Annotated in this window: 17 protein-coding genes, 1 tRNA gene and 1 pseudogene; 11 read left to right on the top strand and 8 right to left on the bottom strand. The window is 34.9% G+C overall.

All coding sequences use genetic code 11. The features are described from left to right. Positions 1-32 precede the first annotated feature (32 nt). The gene (locus tag ACIQ1E_RS03545) at positions 33-1,574 is read left to right on the top strand and encodes a glycine--tRNA ligase (RefSeq protein WP_396168747.1); all 1,542 of its coding nucleotides are present in this window, start codon (positions 33-35) and stop codon (positions 1,572-1,574) included. A 57-nt stretch (positions 1,575-1,631) separates the two neighbouring features. Here ACIQ1E_RS03545 and ACIQ1E_RS03540 read toward each other — a convergent pair whose 3' ends face one another. Further along, positions 1,632-2,153, bottom strand: coding sequence for a DUF3575 domain-containing protein (locus ACIQ1E_RS03540; protein ID WP_396168746.1), 522 nt, complete (start codon positions 2,151-2,153; stop codon positions 1,632-1,634). 357 nt (positions 2,154-2,510) lie between these two features. On the opposite strand from ACIQ1E_RS03540, the gene ACIQ1E_RS03535 reads away from it, so the two are divergent. The 4 genes from ACIQ1E_RS03535 (at position 2,511) to ACIQ1E_RS03520 (ending at position 6,699) form a co-directional block, all read left to right on the top strand. Then, the gene (locus tag ACIQ1E_RS03535; RefSeq protein ID WP_396168745.1) at positions 2,511-3,347 is read left to right on the top strand and encodes a LytR/AlgR family response regulator transcription factor; all 837 of its coding nucleotides are present in this window, start codon (positions 2,511-2,513) and stop codon (positions 3,345-3,347) included. A 181-nt stretch (positions 3,348-3,528) separates the two neighbouring features. Further along, positions 3,529-3,825 (top strand): 3-oxoacyl-ACP reductase, encoded by a 297-nt coding sequence (locus ACIQ1E_RS03530; RefSeq protein ID WP_396168743.1) that lies wholly within the window; start codon positions 3,529-3,531, stop codon positions 3,823-3,825. Between the two features lie 130 nt (positions 3,826-3,955). Next, positions 3,956-5,989, top strand: coding sequence for a tetratricopeptide repeat protein (locus ACIQ1E_RS03525; RefSeq protein WP_396168742.1), 2,034 nt, complete (start codon positions 3,956-3,958; stop codon positions 5,987-5,989). A gap of 17 nt (positions 5,990-6,006) precedes the next feature. Further along, complete coding sequence (locus ACIQ1E_RS03520; RefSeq protein WP_396168741.1) at positions 6,007-6,699, top strand: response regulator; 693 nt, start codon at positions 6,007-6,009, stop codon at positions 6,697-6,699. Positions 6,700-6,754: 55 nt separating this feature from the next. Here the strand turns inward: ACIQ1E_RS03520 and thiL are convergent, their stop codons facing one another. The 4 genes from thiL to lepA form a co-directional block, all read right to left on the bottom strand. Next, the gene (gene thiL / locus ACIQ1E_RS03515; protein WP_396168739.1) at positions 6,755-7,804 is read right to left on the bottom strand and encodes a thiamine-phosphate kinase; all 1,050 of its coding nucleotides are present in this window, start codon (positions 7,802-7,804) and stop codon (positions 6,755-6,757) included. 71 nt (positions 7,805-7,875) lie between these two features. Next, a complete protein-coding gene (locus tag ACIQ1E_RS03510) occupies positions 7,876-8,874 on the bottom strand; it encodes a DNA adenine methylase (protein ID WP_396168738.1) in 999 nt (332 codons plus the stop codon). Next, positions 8,874-9,488 (bottom strand): hypothetical protein, encoded by a 615-nt coding sequence (locus ACIQ1E_RS03505; RefSeq protein ID WP_396168737.1) that lies wholly within the window; start codon positions 9,486-9,488, stop codon positions 8,874-8,876. The genes ACIQ1E_RS03510 and ACIQ1E_RS03505 overlap by 1 nt, the downstream gene beginning before the upstream one ends. A gap of 49 nt (positions 9,489-9,537) precedes the next feature. Beyond that, entirely contained in the window at positions 9,538-11,334 is a 1,797-nt protein-coding gene (lepA, locus tag ACIQ1E_RS03500; RefSeq protein WP_396168735.1) for a translation elongation factor 4, read from the bottom strand. Positions 11,335-11,565: 231 nt separating this feature from the next. Between lepA and dusB the strand changes: the two genes are divergently transcribed. Continuing rightward, complete coding sequence (dusB, locus tag ACIQ1E_RS03495; protein ID WP_396168734.1) at positions 11,566-12,558, top strand: tRNA dihydrouridine synthase DusB; 993 nt, start codon at positions 11,566-11,568, stop codon at positions 12,556-12,558. A gap of 17 nt (positions 12,559-12,575) precedes the next feature. Here the strand turns inward: dusB and ACIQ1E_RS03490 are convergent, their stop codons facing one another. Beyond that, a complete protein-coding gene (locus ACIQ1E_RS03490) occupies positions 12,576-13,775 on the bottom strand; it encodes an ABC transporter permease (RefSeq protein ID WP_396168732.1) in 1,200 nt (399 codons plus the stop codon). A 3-nt stretch (positions 13,776-13,778) separates the two neighbouring features. After that, positions 13,779-14,171 (bottom strand): 30S ribosome-binding factor RbfA, encoded by a 393-nt coding sequence (rbfA, locus tag ACIQ1E_RS03485; RefSeq protein ID WP_396168731.1) that lies wholly within the window; start codon positions 14,169-14,171, stop codon positions 13,779-13,781. 150 nt (positions 14,172-14,321) lie between these two features. Here rbfA and ACIQ1E_RS03480 point away from each other — a divergent pair. The 3 genes and pseudogenes from ACIQ1E_RS03480 to ACIQ1E_RS03470 all read left to right on the top strand — a co-directional run. After that, positions 14,322-14,644, top strand: a pseudogene (locus ACIQ1E_RS03480) (VOC family protein); the annotation flags it as partial. A gap of 223 nt (positions 14,645-14,867) precedes the next feature. Then, positions 14,868-14,941 (top strand) — tRNA-Ile (locus ACIQ1E_RS03475). A gap of 71 nt (positions 14,942-15,012) precedes the next feature. Next, the gene (locus ACIQ1E_RS03470) at positions 15,013-16,245 is read left to right on the top strand and encodes a phage integrase SAM-like domain-containing protein (protein ID WP_396168729.1); all 1,233 of its coding nucleotides are present in this window, start codon (positions 15,013-15,015) and stop codon (positions 16,243-16,245) included. A gap of 9 nt (positions 16,246-16,254) precedes the next feature. Here the strand turns inward: ACIQ1E_RS03470 and ACIQ1E_RS03465 are convergent, their stop codons facing one another. Beyond that, a complete protein-coding gene (locus ACIQ1E_RS03465) occupies positions 16,255-16,737 on the bottom strand; it encodes a hypothetical protein (protein ID WP_396168727.1) in 483 nt (160 codons plus the stop codon). 563 nt (positions 16,738-17,300) lie between these two features. Between ACIQ1E_RS03465 and ACIQ1E_RS03460 the strand changes: the two genes are divergently transcribed. Both ACIQ1E_RS03460 and ACIQ1E_RS03455 read left to right on the top strand, forming a co-directional pair. Continuing rightward, positions 17,301-18,305, top strand: a complete 1,005-nt coding sequence (locus tag ACIQ1E_RS03460; RefSeq protein WP_396168725.1) for an HNH endonuclease — start codon at positions 17,301-17,303, stop codon at positions 18,303-18,305. Then, positions 18,302-18,667, top strand: a complete 366-nt coding sequence (locus ACIQ1E_RS03455; RefSeq protein WP_396168723.1) for an HIT family protein — start codon at positions 18,302-18,304, stop codon at positions 18,665-18,667. Before ACIQ1E_RS03460 ends, ACIQ1E_RS03455 begins: the two co-directional genes overlap by 4 nt. Positions 18,668-18,686 lie beyond the last annotated feature (19 nt).

Here is an 18,686-nt window from a genome sequence, read left to right as displayed (position 1 = left end):
TTTAAGTTCACTTTTTATATTTTTGCACCACTATGGCAAAACAAGAAGATTTATTTAAGAATGTAGTTTCGCATGCAAAAGAATACGGATTTATTTTTCCGTCAAGCGAAATTTACGATGGTTTAAGTGCAGTCTATGATTATGCACAAAACGGAGTAGAATTAAAAAAGAACATACGCGAATATTGGTGGAAGGCAATGGTTCAAATGAACGATAACATTGTTGGACTCGACGCCGCGATTTTGATGCACCCAACGACTTGGAAAGCTTCAGGTCACGTAGATGCTTTCAACGATCCATTAATTGACAACAAAGATTCCAAAAGAAGATACAGAGCCGATGTTTTGATTGAAGATTATGCCGAAAAGCTGAATCTAAAAGCAAAAAAAGAAATCGAAAAAGCGAAAACTCGTTTTGGAGAGGCTTTCAATGAACAAGAATTTATCACCACCAATGCAAGAGTAGTTGAATATCTGGCTAAAGAAAGAGAAATTCTGGAAAGAATGGGTCGTTCTTTAGGCTCGGGAGATCTAGAAGATGTAAAAGCCTTAATCGAAGAATTAGAAATTGCTTGTCCAGAATCAGGTTCTAGAAATTGGACCGAAGTGCGTCAATTCAACTTGATGTTTGGTACAAAATTAGGAGCTTCTGCAGATACAGCAATGGATTTATATTTGCGTCCAGAAACGGCTCAAGGTATTTTTGTAAACTTCTTGAATGTTCAAAAATCAGGACGAATGAAGGTTCCTTTCGGTATTGCTCAAACAGGTAAAGCATTTAGAAACGAAATCGTAGCCAGACAATTCATTTTCCGTATGCGGGAGTTTGAACAAATGGAAATGCAATTTTTTGTGCGTCCTGGCGAAGAAATGCAATGGTACGAGCATTGGAAAACAACTCGTTTGAACTGGCATTTGTCTCTTGGTTTAGGAAAAGAAAATTATCGTTTCCACGATCACGAAAAATTAGCTCATTACGCCAATGCAGCAGCTGATATTGAGTTTAATTTCCCTTTTGGTTTCAAAGAATTGGAAGGAATTCATTCGCGTACCGATTTTGATTTGAAAGCGCACGAGCAATTTTCGGGAAGAAAATTACAGTATTTCGATGCTGAATTGAATCAAAACTATGTTCCTTATGTCGTAGAGACTTCTGTTGGTTTGGATAGAATGTTCTTGGCTATTTTTTCTACTTCATTAAAAGAAGAAACATTAGAAGACGGTTCAACGAGAACAGTTTTAAAATTACCATCAGTTTTGGCACCAACAAAAGCGGCAATTTTACCCTTGGTTAAAAAAGACGGATTGCCAGAAATCGCTCATAAAATCATTGATGATTTACGTTGGGATTTCAATGTGGCTTATGATGAGAAAGATGCTGTAGGTCGTCGTTACAGAAGACAAGATGCGTTGGGGACTCCATTCTGTATCACAGTAGATCACCAAACTGTCGAAGATCAAACGGTAACCATTCGTCACAGAGATTCAATGAAACAAGATCGCGTGGCTATTGCTGACTTGAAATCAATCATTGAAAATGAAGTTTCGATGAAAAATTGGTTGATGAAGATGTAATAACATCATTCGTTTATTAAAAAAGGCTTCTTAAATTGAGAAGCCTTTTTTAATGATTTAAAATCTGTAGCCAAGAGTAATTCCACCTCTGCCTACAAATTCGTGATCGGTTCCGTTACTATTGAATAAATTACGGCCAATACCAGCATTTATTTCAAAGACAAACCCTTTTCTCGTTATCCATTTTCCTCCTAATCCAAATCCAAGAGCAAAATCGGTAATATTCTTTTCTGGACCAACATAAGTTGTGAAAAAATCTCCATCAGAAGCTTCTTGAGTATAAGAGTCAATCATTCCAAAACCCTCCGCAAAAAATCCTGCGGCTGTTTTTTTTCCAAAATAAAATCGATAATAAGGAGTCAAGGAAAATTTTGTATCTATTTCATTATCATACGGCACAAAAAGGGAAATACCAACGCCAGATTCTTCATTGAGTATTCGTTCGTAAGTGACTTCAAATGCCCCAGCAACTAACATAAGGGCATTTCCTTTAATTTCGTTTTTAGGAAAATCAGTTTTATCTTGGCTATAACCAAAAGCGAAAAGGGATAAACAAGCAATTGCAATTATTTTTTTCATTTTTCTAAATTTTTTATTTTCAAAAATAAGAAAAAAATAAGGCATTACTGCTTAAAAAGTATTTTAAATTTGGAATACAACATCTTATACGTTAAATGTTTAATAAAATATTTTGTGTATTTCATCGGATTTATTTGCACTTCATCTCTTTGTGTTAACATTTGTTAATAATATATTAACAACTTATATGAAAAATGAGGTAAATGTTTATTTTTAGCTTGTTAAATAGGATTTTTTTAAGAAAAAACAAGAGATTCTATTGCACTAGTTTCCCCAAAACTACCAAATTACTTAATAATTTGAAGTGTTAACTTCGAAAGTCTAATGTTATGCCTAACGAATTAGGACAAAACATTGATGAATTACCCGTACATTATTATTGACGACGATCAAGAAAGTGTTTTGAAAACTAAGGCAATTGCTGAGGGTTTTTCGGAGCTTGTCTTTGCAGCTTCGGCCAATAACTACACGGATGGTTTAAATCTAATTCTCGAACACAATCCAAAACTAATTTTCCTCGAAATTGATCCAGAAGATAAAACGACTAACTTATCATTGGCTCTAATCAATGAATTGTATCGGTATCTGAAGGTTATTCCTAAAATCATTATTACAACCTCTACAAAAGAATTAGCTTTTGAAGCTATTCAATATGAGGTAGCCGATTATTTGATCAAGCCCGTTCAACGAATCGATTTGGTGAAATCACTTCTAAAATTAAAAAAAGCAATTGGAGATGACGAAGCTTATCTTGTTCCAAATCAGGTTCTCGAAAAAGCACCCAGACTTACCGTAGAATCGGCAACTGAAAAAACAATAGAACAGCGGCTTCCGAGTTCAGAACAACCACTTATTTTATGTATCAAATCTTACGGCGATTACCGCTATATCGACGCTAGAGATATTTGTTATTTCCAAGCCGATAATAACTCAACGGATATTCACTTGAATAACGGTGAAATGGTTACCGCTTTCAAAACATTGAAACATTTTGAGGGCATTTTATCCGCTCCGTTTGCAAGAATTCATAACAGTTATATAGTGAATAGCAATTACATTTCGAGGATTCATACCGGAAATGCCGTTTGTTACATCAAAAACACCACTACTAAAATACCGTTTTCTAAATCTTATAAGGAAAACATTGATGCCATTATCTCCGATTTTGCCAATGGCAATTATTTGGAAATCTAGGAAATATTCATCCACCCAGATTTGAGGGCCATTCACTATCAAACGAGCGTGTTCTACCACAAACGCCCATTTTTGCTGCGATTTTCGAGATATGCTATGTAGTTTTACACCGTGATTCAATGGTAGTCATTGGACACACAACTTAAGTAAAACCGAAATAACAATATAAAAACCCCATATTATGAAAAAATCATTTTTAACAATCGGACTATTAACATTGGTAATGATATTAACCTCTTTCACAACGCCGGAAACTAAAATAAACGCTTCTGGGTCAGGAATGGCTGGAGGAAATGTAAGATTAGATGCTTCTGGGTCAGGAATGGCTGGAGGAAACGTAAGACTAGATGCTTCTGGATCAGGAATGGCTGGAGGAAATGTAAGATTAGATGCTTCTGGGTCAGGAATGGCTGGAGGAAATGTAAGACTAGATGCTTCGGGTTCTGGAATGGCTGGAGGAAACGTAAGATTAGACTAATTTATTTTACTTTTTTTGCTGATATTTATCTTCGTTTGTATAATATATTCAAAGGCTATCAAATATTTGATAGCCTTTTTTATGTTCATTCGTTTTATTTAGTATTTTTGACGCAATTCAACAAGACTAATTGAAAAATAGCCTCTACATAATATTATTTATATTACTGACAATTCTTGCTTGCACTAAGAAGAGTTCAGCCGATTCAAATACTGTTTCCTCAGAAGATAGTCTTTCGAGCTATCTTACCAAAGCGAATGATTTTGGCGCCACAACAAAAAAAAGGCGAGAATACATCCAAAAAGCATTTACTATTGTCATAGAGCAAGACAACGATTCACTGCATAGAGCTAATCTTTTTCGAATCGCTAATCGCTATTACAACTTAAACGATTGGAATAAATATCGTGAAATAGCCAATATAGTTTTAGAAAAGGCGACTATTGGCAAGGATAGCTTGAGTATCGCCAAAGCCTATAGCTACTTAGGGGATTATTATGGAGCACAAGGCGTTTCGGATTCTGCTTATGTAAACTATTATAAATCTGAGAAGATGTATAATAATCTTATCGAAAAATACAATGAAGCACGAACTCGATTAAATATTGCGTTGTTACAATATGCCGAAAGTGACTATTTGGGAAGCGAAATATCCGTATTTAAAGCATTAAAGGCAATCAAGGGAGAGAAAGCTAATGATATTCTTTATGAATCTAATAATCTTTTAGGCTTAGTTTATAATGAGCTCGGAGAGTATACCAAAGCTGTAGAATACCACAACAAAGCTTTGCAAGGTTTAGAAAAAAATCCCACCCCTGTAGAATTTCAGTCCAGAGCCACTTCTTTGAATAATTTGGGATTGGTGTATCAAAATCTAAACAAAGACAAACAAGCTATCCCGTATTTTGAGGAAGGACTTAAACAAAAACAAGACTTATTATTGTACAAACCACCTTTGTATGCAATGTTGAAAGATAATTTGGGCTATTCTCGTTTTAAGTTAAAACAAGAACAAGGATTGCCTGATCTTTTTTATGAATCTTTACGGATAAGAGATAGTTTGAAGTTAACCTCTGGAATTATTGTTAATCAAATACGTTTATCAGAGTTTTTTGCCGCTCGAGGGGATAGAGTTAAAGCTTTGGAGTTTGCAAATGGAGCGATGAAAACCGCTGAAAATTCAAAAAATAAAAGAAATTATTTGCTACCTCTTAAACAATTAGCGATTATAGAACCGCAAAAAGCAACGGAATACAACAAGGAATACATTCGCATCAATGATAGTTTGCAAAAAGCAGACCGAAAAACAGCAGAAAAATTCTCACGCATTGAGTATGAAACGGACGAAATCAAACAAGAAAACACGGATTTAACGGTTCAAAACCGGAATTTGGTTTATATTTTTGGTTCTATATTGATTTTAGGAATGTTTATGTATATCATTAAGGCGCAAAAGGCGAAAAATAGGGAGCTTTTGTACAAGCAGGAACAACAAAAAGCCAATGAGGAAATCTATAATTTAATGATTTCGCAACAAAACGATGTGGAAACCATAAGAGTGATTGAAAAAAAACGTGTGGCTCAAGAATTGCATGACGGTGTTTTGGGTAGGATGTTTGGGGTTCGAATGAATTTGGACAGCTTGAATAAATTCCATGATGAACATGCTTCCGAGCAGAGAGACAGCTACTTAACGGAATTGAAAAATATTGAACAAGATATTCGTGAAATTTCACATGATTTAAGTAAAGAAAAATCGGATTTAATTAATAACTTCGTAGCCATTGTAGATAATCTTTTAGAAGAGCAAAAAAAGACCTTCAAGGCAAAATTGGTTTCGTCTATTGATTCTACAATAAAATGGGATATAATGAGTAACGCGATCAAAATTAATTTATATCGTGTCGTTCAGGAATCCATTCAAAACATCAATAAGTATGCTAATGCTAAAAACATTAAAATAGAATTTAGAAAAGATGTTGACAATTTGTTTTTATATATTAGTGATGATGGAGTCGGATTTAATGTAAATAAGAAGAAAAAGGGAATTGGCTTGCAGAATATGCTTTCTAGAATAAATGAATGCGAAGGAACTTTTGAAATACAATCAAAAAAAGGAGAAGGAACAAAAATTACGGTTTCTGTACCCATTAAAAAATCATAAATTACAATACAAAGACAATGGATTCAACTGCTGAATTAGTAACAATAAAAAACAACATATTAATTGTAGATGATCACCCATTTATTATTCAAGGGTATAAAAACGCAATTACAAGATACAATCCAAAGGAATATGAGTTTTTTATTACAGAGGCAAAAGATTGTGAATCTGGCTATAATGTGATAACAAACCCCGAGACTAGGGCTTTTGACATTGCTTTTTTGGATATTAGTATGCCTTCCTATGATGAAAAAGGTATTTTTTCTGGAGAAGATTTAGCAAAGCTACTGAATGAATACATGCCCAATTGCAAAATTATTTTGCTTACGATGTATACCGAATTGCTAAAAATCAGGACAATAATAGAAGCTATAAATCCACTTGGGTTAGTTATAAAAAATGATTTAACATTCGATGAGCTTCTTTTTGGTTTTAATAAGGTCATCAATAATGAAACTTATTATAGTCAATCCATTCAGAAAATGCTAGATGTTTCAGAACTAGAAGCGATTGAAATCGATCTTTTCGACAAACAAATTCTTTTTCATTTATCTAAAGGAACGAAAACGAAAGATATTCCGCAATATGTTCCTATTTCTTTAAGCGCAATTGAAAAAAGGAAAATGAATCTAAAGAAAATTTTAGGTATCGAAAATGAGACTGATCTTGAATTGGTGAAAGTAGCTAAAGACAGAGGTTTGTTGTTTTAAGCCTTACCATAATTAAATAGAAAACGGCACCTTATACGTGCCGTTTTTTTGTGTTTTATTCTTCACTCAAAGCATTCCAGCCACGAGCTTTAAGCGGAATTCGAGTGTTAGCACGAGTTACCAAATGGATTCCTTCGCTTTCTTGAGTCATATGGCCAATAATCGTGAAGTTTGGATTTCCTTTTATTTTTTCAAAATCTTCCATTTTAATGGTGAAAAGTAATTCATAATCTTCGCCACCATTGATGGCTACGGTCGTAGCGTCTAAATTAAATTCTTCACAAACATTCATAAATTGGGGATCAAGTGGCAATTTGTCTTCGTATAAATTACAACCTACTTTCGATTGTTTGCACAAATGCATAATTTCAGACGACAATCCATCCGAAATGTCAATCATTGCAGTTGGTTTTATTTCTAAGGCATGTAGCAAAGTACGAACGTCTTTGCGAGCCTCTGGTTTCAGTTGGCGCTCAATTAAATAAGCGTATCCATCCAAATCGGGTTGCGAATTGGGGTTTACCTGAAAAACTTGTTTCTCACGTTCCAAAACTTGCAACCCCATATAAGCTGCGCCAATATCGCCGGTTACAACTAGTAAATCGGTTTGACCAGCTCCGTTTCTATACACAAGTTCATTTTCGTCTGCTTCGCCAATAACAGTTATGCTGATAATCATTCCTTTTTGAGAGGAAGTGGTATCGCCACCAACAACATCTACTTTATATTCATTGGCAGCGAGTGTAATTCCTTCGAATAGCTCCTCTAAAGCTTCCAGCGGGAAACGGTTAGAAACAGCTAGGGTAACTAGTATTTGCGTCGCTTTCGCATTCATGGCGCAAATGTCAGACACATTGACCACGACGGCTTTATAACCTAAGTGTTTTAAAGGCATATAACTTAAATCGAAATGAACGCCCTCGACCAAAATATCTGTCGAAACTACTACTTTTTTGTCTTTGAAATCCAAAACAGCTGCATCATCTCCAATTCCTTTTAAAGTAGAAGATTGGTTAATTTGAAAGTTTTTAGTCAAATGGTCTATCAGACCAAATTCTCCAAGTTGAGCTATACTGGTTCGTTGCGGTGATTTATCTTCTATCATTGTAGTTTTTTATTGAGTTTTATAAAGATACGAAGGCTTTTGACACTGTATCTTGACAAATTATTAGTGTCTTATTTTTTTTCTAAAATATGCAAAAATTCGGTAGTGCTGTTGGCAATATGATTCCGGTTTTCGGTTTTGTCGGCTTTGAATCTTTGGTACTCTGTTGTCGCCAAATCATAGTTGCCATATTTTGACATTATGCTTCTTATTTCTTCTTCAGACATCAATCCTTCGTTGTTGTAACTTAAAAAAGTATATTTAAAAGCAGCATTTTTTATTAAATATTCAAATGATTTTTTCACATTAGCCTTGCTGCAATAATTGGATCTGTTGTACTCCCGCAAACCAGTTTTTCCTTTTGGAATAAAGGAATCGTATTGGGCTATGGTATTCAGGATATGATAGTTAGATCCGTATTGACGAGCATTGTAAGGTGGGTCTAAATACAAAATATCGCCTTCTATTTTTTTAATTAAAGCGTTACTATCCTCATTATAAACCTCGTGTTTGTTTTCGTTGATTTCAAATAATGCAGGTTCCAAAATCAATTGTTTTTGTGCCGATTTTTTAATGTGTTTCAAGTAAGCACCATAAACCGAAGCCGTATTCGCAACCTTATCAGCACTTTCGAGTAAGGAAGCTAAAAGGAAATAATAGAGATTCGAATTAATTTGATTTGATGCTTTCCAATATTCAATTTTCTGGCGGATGGCATCAATTTTTTTTCCGTTATTCTCAGAAAAATACAATCTTTCGGATGTTCCGTTTTCAGAATATTCATTAAAAACAAATCCTTCGACGCCTTCTAATTCATTCAATTCTGAAATGACTGAATGATAATCGATAGGTTCGTGGTTTTCGATATAATTTTTATTCAAGACAAAGCTGTAGTATTCTAAGTCATTACTAATTACTTTTTTGACGTCTTTTTTGAAGTTGCGGCCCACAATTCCAGTCCCAGCGAATAAATCACAAAATGTTTTTTGAGATAAATCATCACCCACAACCGAATGTACGGCAGATGAAATAAAGGATGAAAGTTTTTGTTTTGAGCCTATATAGTTCATTATTCTTTTTCTATCCAAATAATATCGGATATGATTTTTTTGTTCTCTATGGTTACAGAAAAAAGGTGCTTTTCGTCGAAATGCTCGACATAATTATCGATTTGTTCTTTTATTAATCCTATTTCAGATTTCAATTTCCAATGATCACCATTTTTATCGTACAAAACTACAAACAATCTGTTTTCTAGATGCTTTCTTCCGTCTTGACTTTGGTTCAAATACAGCCAAGTGATCAGGTCTGAAGGGTTTTGTTTGGCAAATTCAAATGATTGATTAAACCCTTTTGGGAATACCGATGTTTTGTGGTCAAAGGAAATAGTGTCAATAGAAAAATCGACTAGTTTGTCATATTTATTCAAGTTTGGAACTACCTTTTTATGCAAAGAAAATAGTTTTTCTACAGCCATAGCCGACCAGAAATTATACCATCGATTGAAGGCATAATTCTTTTCATCACTAGTAAAATGGGCGGTAATCTCAACTAATTTTTCGAAAGTATAGGTCGTATAAATGAAATTTGTTTTAGTATCCCATTCGTTCGATTGTTTTCTACCCCAATAATATGAAAAATTCAACCTTTCTTTTAACTGAGTTTCAAGTTTGATAAAATCCATCTTTTTGAATTAAGATAAAAACTTTTACAATCCGATAATGACACTTTTTCTAATCATTCAACTTCAAAACAGCCATAAACGCTTCTTGCGGAATCTCAACATTTCCAACCAGTCTCATGCGTTTTTTACCTTTTTTCTGCTTTTCCAGCAATTTACGTTTACGCGAGATATCTCCACCATAACATTTGGCAGTAACGTCTTTACGTAATGCTTTGATGGTTTCACGAGCAATGATTTTTGCTCCAATAGCCGCTTGAATCGGAATATCAAATTGTTGTCTAGGGATCAATTGGCGCAATTTCTCACACATTTTTTTCCCGATATCATAAGCGTTGCTTTCGTGAATTAATGCCGAAAGCGCATCAACAGATTGCGAATTTAATAGCACATCAAGTTTCACTAATTTCGAGGTTCGCATTCCAATAGGCGAATAGTCAAACGAAGCATATCCTTTGGAAACCGTTTTCAAACGATCATAAAAATCGAATACAATCTCAGCCAATGGCATATCGAAATTCAATTCAACTCGCTCAGTAGTCAAGTAGGTTTGATTGGTTATTACGCCACGTTTTTCGATACACAAAGACATCACATTACCCACAAAATCCGATTTTGTGATGATGGTTGCTTTGATATAAGGTTCTTCAACTCTGTCTAAACGCGAAGGTTCCGGCAAGTCGGAAGGATTATTTACTACAAAAGGAGTTTCGGGATCTTTTTTGGTATAAGCCAAATAGGAAACGTTGGGAACAGTAGTAATTACGGTCATATCGAATTCACGTTCCAATCGTTCCTGAATGATTTCCATATGCAACATCCCTAAGAATCCGCAACGGAAACCAAAGCCTAAAGCAGCCGAACTTTCAGGTAAAAATACCAGCGAAGCATCATTCAACTGAAGTTTTTCCATAGAATTTCGCAACTCTTCATAGTCATCAGTATCAACGGGATAAATTCCCGCAAACACCATAGGTTTCACATCTTCGAAACCGTGAATCATATTGGTGGTCGGAGTTTTGGCATCGGTGATGGTATCACCCACTTTTACTTCTTTTGCTTCTTTAATACCAGAAATTAAATAACCAACATCTCCTGCAGAAATAACATTTTTAGGCACCTGATTCAATTTCAAGGTACCAACTTCGTCAGCAAAATATTCATTGTCGGTGGCCATAAATTTTATTTTCTGACCTTTCTTGATTTGTCCATTTTTCACACGGAAAATTACTTCAATACCACGAAACGGATTGTAATGCGAATCAAAAATCAAGGCTTGTAAAGGCTCGTCAATATTCCCTTTTGGAGGAGGAATTCTTTCGATAATGGCTGCCAAAATATTCTCAACACCCAAACCTGTTTTACCAGAAGCGTGAATAATTTCATCTAGTTTGCAACCCAATAAATCAACAATGTCATCGCTAACTTCATCAGGATTAGCACTTGGCAAATCTACTTTATTCAAAACTGGAATAATTTCTAAATCATTTTCAAGAGCCAAATATAAATTCGAAATCGTTTGTGCCTGAATACTTTGAGCGGCATCAACAATCAAAAGCGCTCCTTCACAAGCCGCAATTGAACGGGAAACTTCATACGAAAAATCCACGTGTCCCGGAGTATCAATCAAATTCAGGATATAATCCTCACCTTTGTAAGTATATTCCATCTGGATGGCGTGACTTTTTATGGTAATCCCACGTTCGCGTTCCAGGTCCATATTGTCTAGCAATTGGGCTTTTTCCTCACGAGCCGTAACGGTTTGTGTAGCGCCAAGAAGTCTGTCGGCTAGGGTGCTTTTTCCGTGATCAATGTGTGCAATAATGCAAAAATTTCGTATGTTTTTCATTCTTTGTTTGTGTCAATTTTTTTGGCGTGACCACAAGGGTCGGGCTATCCGCTATATCTTTTGTTGCGCTATCGCTCCACAAAAGGATGCCGCTGCTATCCCTCACGCAATTAATCTGCAAATATAGTTTAAATTCAGCAGTTTCAAAGTCCATCCATAACAAACTACTCGGTTTATAGTTGTGTTATCGTCTTTTCATCTAAAAAATCTATCTTTGCAAAAAATATTCTCTTGATAAAGATTGGCAACATAGAACTTCCTGATTTTCCGTTACTTCTTGCACCTATGGAAGATGTGAGCGATCCGCCATTTCGAAGATTATGCAAGCAACACGGAGCCGACTTGATGTATTCCGAGTTTATTTCCTCTGAGGGATTAATTCGCGACGCCATCAAAAGCCGAATGAAACTAGATATTTTCGATTACGAACGCCCAGTTGGAATTCAGATTTTTGGCGGAGATGAAGAAGCGATGGCGCTCAGTTCTAAAATAGTTTCTACGGTAAATCCGGATATTATTGATATTAATTTCGGTTGTCCTGTTAAGAAAGTCGTTTGCAAAGGAGCAGGAGCAGGAGTTCTGAAAGATGTCGATTTAATGATTCGCTTGACGCAAGCTGTTATCGATAGCACACATTTACCTGTTACTGTAAAAACACGTTTGGGTTGGGACGATACTTCTATCAATATCGATGAGGTTGCTGAGCGTTTGCAGGACATTGGTGTTGCTGCCTTGAGCATTCACGCCAGAACTCGTGCTCAAATGTACAAAGGTCATTCGGATTGGTCACACATTGCCCGAGTGAAAAATAATCCCAGAATTACGATGCCTATTTTCGGAAATGGTGATATCGATTCACCTGAAAAAGCATTGCAATATAAAAATGAATACGGTATCGACGGAATTATGATTGGTCGTGCTGCTATTGGTTATCCTTGGATTTTCAATGAAATCAAACATTACTTCAATACAGGAGAACATTTAGCAAAACCAACAGTTGCCGATAGAGTGGAAGCCGTTCGCAATCACCTAACCTGGGCAATGGATTGGAAAGGGGAACGACTCGGAATTGTAGAAACCCGCCCGCATTACACTAATTATTTTAAAGGAATTCATTCGTTTAAAACCTTTAGACAAAAGCTAGTAACTCTCGACAAACCAGAAGAATTATTTGCTCATTTGAATGAGATTGAAGAGGCGTATTCAGGGTATGAGGTGGTATAAAAATGATTCCAAGTCGGCTAATCTAATAACTTAGTACTCACTCGGCTACTTGCAATTAATGAAGCGATGAAGCCAAGAGTGATGATAGTTGCCAAGACAATCAATACATTTTCGATAGAAAAAACTACAGGATATGCTAGAGTTGGTGTAATCATTATCAATTCGAAGTGTTGTTGTAATAACACAATTGCAATTCCTAAGACTAAGCCAATAATTCCGCCAAAAGCACTCAATAAGGTGCCTTGCAACAGAAATATTTTACGTAAATCCTTGATTTCTGTTCCTAGGTTTAATAAGGTTTTCAAATTTGCTTTTTTATCCAAAATCATCATTATCAAAGCACCAATGAGATTGAAAAGCGCGATTACAATCACCAAAGTAAAAATCAAATAAACTGCAAGATTTTCGGTATTCAACATTTTGTACAGAGATTCGTTGAGTTGAGCCCTATTTTTAACAGTGATTTTGTTTTTGAAAATGGTTTGAAGTTTACTGATAATAGCTTTTTCATCGGCATCTTTTACCATTTTGATTTCTAGTCCTGAAATCTGGTTGGGTTTGTATTCTAATAATTCTTGGGCCAAACCTAAATCGGCAAAAACATATTTAGAATCCAAATCTTCGCTGATGGCATAAATACCAACAGGGATAACGGCTATTTCATTAAAGGCATCTTCTGGATTTTCGATAGCGCCTTTTCCGGGTTTTGGAACTAAAACTTCGAGTGAATTGTTGTAATCCAGCAATCCCATCGAAAAGGTATTTGCAATTCCATAACCTACAACTACTTCGTAAGTGTTCGTTTTTAGCCATTCACCATTATAAAGAGTTTTTTTTATGGTGCTTACTTTGTTGTAATCGGCGTCTACTCCTTTCAGATAAGTAACTTCTTGTTTGCCATCGAAAGTAAATAAAACGCGCTCTTCTATTATTTTGCTATAAGAAGCAATGCCTTCGATGTTCTTTATTTCGGTTTCTTGGGCTGGAGAGATGAGAAAAGATTTTCCTAATGTGCTTGTTGCTTTTAAATCGGGATCAATATCATTAGAAAACGAAAGGCTAAAAACTTTCAATCCGCTAAAGACAGATAAAACAACAAATAAAGCCATCGCGCCCACGATGATTCCCATACTGGCAATTCGATTGATGATATTGATAGCGTTGTTTTTACTGCTACTAAAAATATAACGTTTGGCTATGTATAAGGAGAAATTCAATTTTTATTGAAATCTGCGTTTGTCTAAAAGATCGCGGTTTTCAATTGGATTTTCTTTGTTTGAAAGTGCATTATCTATTTTTTCAATATAATCTAATGAGTCATCTAAAAAGAAAACTAAATTCGGAACTTTACGCAATTGCAGGCGCACGCGTTGAGACAAATCGTGTTTGATTAATTTAGAATTAGCTTTTATTCCTACTAGAGTTTCTTGTGCTTTTTCTTGTGGAAAGATGCTTAGATATACGGTCGCCACCGATAAGTCGGTGGTTACGCTTACCTTAGATACCGATATGATCAAATTGGTCACTCCGTTTTTTCTCACTTCACCTTGAAGGATGTCGACCAAATCTTTTTGAATAACGCCTCCTATTTTTTTCTGTCTATTTGTTTCCATGGTGCAAAAATACAAATTTTTTCAGCCGTAAAAGATTTATACATTAAAGTTTAGATTTTTAGCGATTAAAATGCTTTATCTAAGCTTTAATTTTATTTATATTTACATATAGTTTATGCAAATTTAACTACGGGCCTAAAAAATCAAATAATGAGAAAAATTGAACATATTGGAATTGCAGTTTCCAATTTAAACGAGACTTCAAAAATTTACGAAAAATTATTTGGAGCGCCTGCATACAAAGAAGAAGAGGTGGCATCTGAGGGTGTAAAGACAGCTTTTTTTTTTGTGGTCCAAATAAAATTGAACTTCTTGAAGCAACAAATCCCGAAAGCCCTATTGCAAAGTTTATTGCAAAAAAAGGAGAAGGAATTCACCACATTGCTTTTGATGTAGAGGACATTTTTTCAGAAGTGATTCGATTAAAAAATGAAGGCTTTGTCGTTTTGAATGAAATTCCAAAAAAAGGAGCGGATAACAAATTAGTTGTTTTTTTGCATCCAAAAAGCACAAATGGCGTTTTGATTGAGTTATGCCAAGAAATTAGATAATTTCTCTCTTTTTTTTGAGGTAGAAAAAATCTAATAATCAATCGGTTCCAATTTTAAAAAACTATTTATTTGAAGGATTAAACAATCTACTTCAAAAATAGTTGCAATAAATATAAAATAGTACTATTTTTGCAACCGCATAAATGGTCCTATAGCTCATTCGGTTAGAGCAACTGACTCATAATCAGTAGGTGCTTGGTTCGATTCCAAGTGGGACCACAACAATTTAAAGACTTCACAATCCTGTGAGGTCTTTTTTGTTTTAATAGTTTGCACATAGTTTGCACAAAATGGCAGACCAAGACCATAAATCATCTTTTATGGCAAATATTAAGACGCTTTTAGACCTTCGAAGAGCAAAATCTGATGGTACATTCAACATCATCTTTAGAATAACTGATTTTAAGAAAGTGTACACCTTTAATTCTGGTGTATCGCTCCAACAGAATTATTGGGATGAAAAAAAGGGACAAGTGGTAAAGTCACACCCAAACTCCAAACTTCTTAACATCAAACTCTCAAAGCACTATTTCAAAATCGAACAAGCTATTCTTACTCTTGATGATGAATTTTCGATTGAGAAGCTCAAAGCAATGCTCTCTGGAAAGCCACAAGATGAAGCTCCTGAAACTTTCCAAGTATTTGCTGATAAAATAATTCAGCAAATGATGGAAGCTAACAGAGTGGGGAATGCATTGGTCTATCAAACTGCAGTAAACAGACTTATTACTTATTGTGGGAAGGATGTTTCTTTCGAAGAGGTTAATTACAAGCTCTTAGACCAATTTAGCTATCATTTGACCACCTCAGGACTCAAAATAAACAGCGTGTCAAACTATTTTAGATCCATTCGAGCTATCTACAATAAGGCTATTAAGATGAAGGTGGTTGATAGGTCATTTTATCCATTCCATGACATCAGTATCAAGAGTGAAAAGACAGCAAAAAGAGCTATTTTAAAGGATGATATTGCCAAGCTATTACAAATTCACGTAGAGAAGAATTCAACCTGTTGGAAGTCTTTAAATTACTTCATGTTGAGCTTCTTTTTGCGTGGAATCTCTTTCACCGATCTAGCTTATTTAAAGCATTCAAACATCATCGATGGAAGGATTGAATACAAGCGAAGAAAAACACACAAAAACTATAGTGTAAAGCTGTTTCCTGAGGCAGAATCTATAATAAATCAGATGCGTGCTCCTGGGAGTAATTATCTACTGCCAATTATTCCAAATGGTGTTACAGAAGACAGCATTAGAGCTAAAAGAATCATTCAGCAATGCATCAAGACCACCAATAAATATTTGAAGAAGCTTTCGGCTGAATGTGGGTTGTTGAATTCTATACAGACTTACACATCCAGACATTCATTTGCCACCATAGCTAAGCGAATGGGTTATTCCAATGAATTAGTGGCTGAGTCTCTAGGACATGAATACGGGAACAAGATAACTAACATCTACCTTGATTCATTCGAAGTGGACGTGCTAGATGCGATGCATCAGCATGTTATTAAGATGTAGTTTAATACGCTACATAAAAATAATACCTAAGGAAGCTTTAAATTTAAGCCCCTTCCTAATAATGTGAGGATTTATTATGTACACTTTCCCTAACCTTTTGTTTTCTTTCAATATTCCATAATGTAGAGCTTTTAACTTTAACAATCTATTTAATTTGATTTTCACTGCTTGGTCAGAGTTTCCAATCAATTTAGCTATACTTGAGGTAGTATGAGGGTCATTTTCATCTTTCATGCAAACATTACACCCAATAAGTAAATTACTTGAAAGCGTAATAAGCAGTGCTAAATCCACTTGTTTAATCCCAATCTTAATTAGATTTGATAAGACATTTGTATCAAGATAAGCATATGTCTTACTACTAATGCTAATCTCGCCTGTGCTTGCTCTTTGTATTAAACCTAATTCACTAGTATCAATAATCTCTCCTGTTTCAGTATCAACAAGTTCCTTTAATTTTGTATCCTTATAACGCTTTACAACTACTCCCATTTGTATGTATTTTTAGTCTACAAAGATATAAAAATAATTCATTATTTGATATATTTTGAATAAAAAGATTATAAAATATTATTTAAAATACTGATAATCAATTCAATTTTATTTATTCTTTAAATATAGATTACTTTTAACAATATTTATTGAGAATAAGCACCTTTATAATGTAATGAAACTAAATCTTGAAGTGTGATCCAGAATCAATCATTATCTAGTAAAGTTATCAATATGTTGCTTTAAAGCAGTATGCACATCAACTCTATATTATCCTGTAAAAGCAATAATGTAAAGTTGGAAGGCATAAGTAAATAAATATAGCTTTCTGTAGGTGATTTTGGGTGCATTTGGCTATAACGATAAATATTATTTCGCAAAATTTCTAACCGACATGGTTATTTTGACCAATGTGTGAATAGCTTGATCACTCCCACTAACAAACCTGTCTCAAATAATTCACCTGGAGTACTACCCCTCAAACAGAAACAAGAGCATTCTTATTAATAAGACAAAATATTCTTATGTTTGTAATAATCTAACACATCAATAGAGGATAGCTAATGGATAAATTTGAAGATGTAGACTATTGGAAAGGAATAGTGCTTTATGGCTTAAATCAAGCCACTTACAAGATTGCATTAGGCAAAACCATTCTTGAATTAGCTTCTCAAGATAAAGAGGCTGTAGAATGGGATCATCTATCTAAAATCTATTTAGACAACTACATTGAGAGGCTGAAAACAAACTACAACCCACAACAAAGCAATCCATCCAGGAAAACCAAAATGGAGAGGATTATTGATTCTCTAAACAAAGGATTGATTGATTTTGAGAGAGCAGTTTATTCAGTAGGTACTGAAGCTTTTAATGATGTTGTGCCAAGGTTTCAGACCATTGGAACAGATAAAGATATTGTTGGGGAGAAGTTCTACCACTTTGATTTTGGGAAAAAGCTCTATTTGCATGATGCTACCTTCCAAATCAATGAAACATCGAAACAAGAGCTCACAGATGAACTTGATGCAAGATGGAGCTTATTAGAAGGAGCTTTCTCCTTAGCTCATGGTGATTTTAAGCTGTCTAATGATGTTAGAGATGTTTACCTGGCGAATAGTTACACCAGGACTAATATTACAGGCAACATTCCATTCTTACAAGGATATCAGGGAAACACGTGTTTCTATTGCGGTGAAAGGATTGGGGATAAAGATGTTCATGTGGATCATGTTTTACCAAGGCAATTCATCCAACATGATGAAATATGGAACCTTGTGTTGAGTCATAGCATCTGCAACATGAACAAAAATGATGCATTAATAGGAAAGCACTACTTTGAGAAGCTGGTAGCACGTAATGAGAATATCATGGGAAGCAATCATCCCTGGAAAAAGAAAATTGCTGATGCACTAGGAGACAACCCTATTAAAAGGAATAAGTCAATGCTATATCATTATGATAACGCAAAGATTGTCCTCAAGAACAATTATTGGGAGAACTCTCCACATTACAACAGAGAAACAGATCCCTTCTTTAAAAGATTAATAACCAAACTGAACAACAGATGAGTGTTTTTCAACAGATAGATCCACAGCACTATGTTTTTGAAACAGACTATTTCTTTGCAATCTATGATAGGTTTCCTGTTTCTCCTGGACATCTTTTAATCATTTCTAAAGCCTTAAAACATGATTACTTTAGTCTAGATGAAATGGAGAAAAACGACCTTAATATAGCTATTAAATGCGGTAAAAAAGAGGTTGAAAAACAACATTCTCCTTCAGGGTACAACATAGGAATGAATTGTGGAGAAGATGCTGGTCAAACTGTTATGCACTTCCATTGTCACATTATACCAAGATACAAAGGCGATATGGAAAACCCTAGAGGAGGCATAAGACATTGTGTTGAAGGTAAAGGATATTATTAAAATTAAGCCCTCTAAACCA

The organism is Flavobacterium sp. (assembly GCF_044348915.1).
Taxonomy (GTDB): Bacteria; Bacteroidota; Bacteroidia; order Flavobacteriales; family Flavobacteriaceae; genus Flavobacterium.
The sequence above is the reverse complement of the archived record's forward strand: the minus strand, read 5'-3'. Positions and strand labels throughout refer to the sequence as shown.